This is a genomic window from Armatimonas sp. (assembly GCF_043760365.1).
Lineage (GTDB): Bacteria > Armatimonadota > Armatimonadia > Armatimonadales > Armatimonadaceae > Armatimonas.
Map to the genome: position 1 here is coordinate 1 of NZ_JAYUPA010000158.1, position 2,191 is coordinate 2,191.

Here is a 2,191-nt window from a genome sequence, read left to right on the forward strand (position 1 = left end):
CTACTTACAGGGCTGGCCGTTGTCAAAGCGCACATTATCGTTGCCAGGAGCCGTCCAGGGGCCGCAGTCAAACTGCGAATCGCGGGAGCCGGGAGGGGAAATCCAGTTTGCACGGGTTGCAGAGGAGCTAGAGAGGGTTCCGTAGCTTATGCGTAGCCACTTGGCATGGCCATCCAGATAGGTAATGTTCATCCCCTCACTGTGACGAGCCTGCGCCCCAATCCAGTTGTTTTTAGCAAACGTCCCCGGTGTGCGGGAGAGCTCATCGCCTTCCAGCTCAGACTTATTGGCTTCCATAATCATGTAGGAGTTGGCAGGCTCTTCCCACTTGGCGAGTTCGGGCCCTTCATTGGCAAATTCCGCATCCGCGAGATGCTCATTGATTGCGTAGGAGTTGTACCAGGAGAAGCTTCCATTAGCCGCGGGCACTAAGTTCCAGTTCTGAAGAAGCCACTGGGGTGTGAAAGCATAGCAGACATAGTCTCCAGTCATGTCCATATCGTGCAGCGTCGTTGCACTAGGGCAATTAAAAATACTGGCACCTTTCTGCTGTATATTACCCGCCCGCTGCTTGATATAAGGATAGAAATGAAAGACCCAGAAGTCCTTGCCCCAGTCTCCGTCAAGAGCAGCAGGACAAGCAGGACGTACAGAGCCTGCATCGGAGGGCATGCGCTCATCGTAGTCCTGAACATACATCATCGCCGCAATCCCAATCTGCTTCATGTTCGACAGACAAGAGATCGAGCGGGCTTTCTCTCTCGCCTGAGCAAAGACAGGAAAGAGAATAGCGGCAAGAATCGCGATAATGGCGATCACGACAAGAAGTTCGATTAAGGTAAAAAGACGTTTCATAGCGAAGCTATAGTAAATGTTGGGCTAAGAACGAACATTAAACTAAGATTAATATAAGGTTAATTTTGCGTTATGCCAATGCTTCGATGGGGGATTTTAGGTTGCGGCGATGTCGCGGAGAAGAAGGGGGGGCCGGCTCTCTCTCCCGACAATTGGAGTGACAAACTTCAGGAATCGAGGAGAAAGAAATGGAGAAGTCCGTCGCCGAGATCGCATGATTCGCATTTATCCGAACAGGGCGAGCTGCGAGCGGCTATTGGGCGCGTTGTTGATGGAGTTTGACGAGGCGTTGACCAGTGGCAAGGTGTACACCAACATGGACGACTACCACGCTTGGCGATTGGAGCGCTCTGAGGGCCATCTTCCTACTTCTGCTGCTGCTTTTAAAGGAAAGGAATCTGAGGTGCTTTTGAAGGCGAAGCGAGCGAGCTTAGCGGGCGGCTATGCCGCCGGGGGAGAGGGAGCCGTAATTACACCAAAAAATGGACTTGACATGGTTGCGCACTTGAAGAGGGTATGATAGACTCCCTCCTTGGAAATCAATACTTCCACCCGAGACAGCCGGTACGCGTCTGCGTTTAATGGGTTTCTCATAGAAATCCACCCGCCGAGGTAGAGAAGATGCCAGCATCTTAAATATCTTTGTGCGCCCTCGACTGTCTTCGGTCGGGGGTTTTGTGTTTTTATCAGTAAGGAGGTGAAACTTTAAATGGCACAACCGCAAAAGAAACTCGGCACCAAACCTGGTGTCGTCGGAGAGATCAGCGACCTGATCAAGGGCAGCTCTGCCGTGATCTTGACGGAGTATCGTGGCCTGAGCGTTCCTCAGGTCGGTGATATCCGCACCAAGCTGCACGCCGCCGACAGCGGCAGCGACTTCTCCGTCGTGAAGAATACACTCTTCAAGCGCGCCGCCGACGGTATTATCGCCGCCGATCCTAACCTGGATGCGGCCCTCAACGGTCCTACCGCCGTTGTCTTCGCAAAAGACTCCCTGGCCGCTGCCAAGGTACTAAGCGACTACATTACGGGCAACCGCAACACGCCCCTCAAAATTAAGGGTGGTGTGGTCGACGGGGTATTCCAGAACGCGGAGCAGATCGATGCTTTGGCGAAAATCCCGCCGCGCGACACTCTCTACGCGATGATTCTCGGGGCTTTCCAGTCCCCTCTCTCTGGCCTTGCCGCCACCCTTGCTTCCATTGCGGAGCAGAAGGCAGCATAGGCTAACCCAACTTACGTTTTAAAGGAAACTAAAATGGCTATCAATACCGCAGATTTTATTGAGCAGCTGAAGGGCATGACCATTCTTGAGGTAAACGACCTCGTGAAGGCC

General features: G+C 52.9%; 3 protein-coding genes, 1 pseudogene and 1 other annotated feature. Of the genes and pseudogenes, 3 read left to right on the forward strand and 1 reads right to left on the reverse strand.

Annotated features, from left to right (window positions below; translation table 11 throughout):
• A complete protein-coding gene (locus ACH2EH_RS03975; protein WP_395139175.1) occupies nucleotides 1-855 on the reverse strand; it encodes a DUF1559 domain-containing protein in 855 nt (284 codons plus the stop codon).
• Between the two features lie 109 nt (nucleotides 856-964).
• On the opposite strand from ACH2EH_RS03975, the gene ACH2EH_RS03980 reads away from it, so the two are divergent.
• The 3 genes and pseudogenes from ACH2EH_RS03980 to rplL form a co-directional block, all read left to right on the forward strand.
• Nucleotides 965-1,375 carry a transposase gene (locus tag ACH2EH_RS03980; protein ID WP_395139177.1) on the forward strand — a complete coding sequence of 137 codons (411 nt, stop codon included), beginning with the start codon at nucleotides 965-967 and terminating at the stop codon, nucleotides 1,373-1,375.
• 13 nt (nucleotides 1,376-1,388) lie between these two features.
• Nucleotides 1,389-1,543, forward strand: a sequence feature (ribosomal protein L10 leader region).
• 21 nt (nucleotides 1,544-1,564) lie between these two features.
• Nucleotides 1,565-2,080, forward strand: a complete 516-nt coding sequence (gene rplJ, locus ACH2EH_RS03985; RefSeq protein WP_309697977.1) for a 50S ribosomal protein L10 — start codon at nucleotides 1,565-1,567, stop codon at nucleotides 2,078-2,080.
• A gap of 33 nt (nucleotides 2,081-2,113) precedes the next feature.
• Nucleotides 2,114-2,191, forward strand: a pseudogene (gene rplL, locus ACH2EH_RS03990) (50S ribosomal protein L7/L12); the annotation flags it as partial.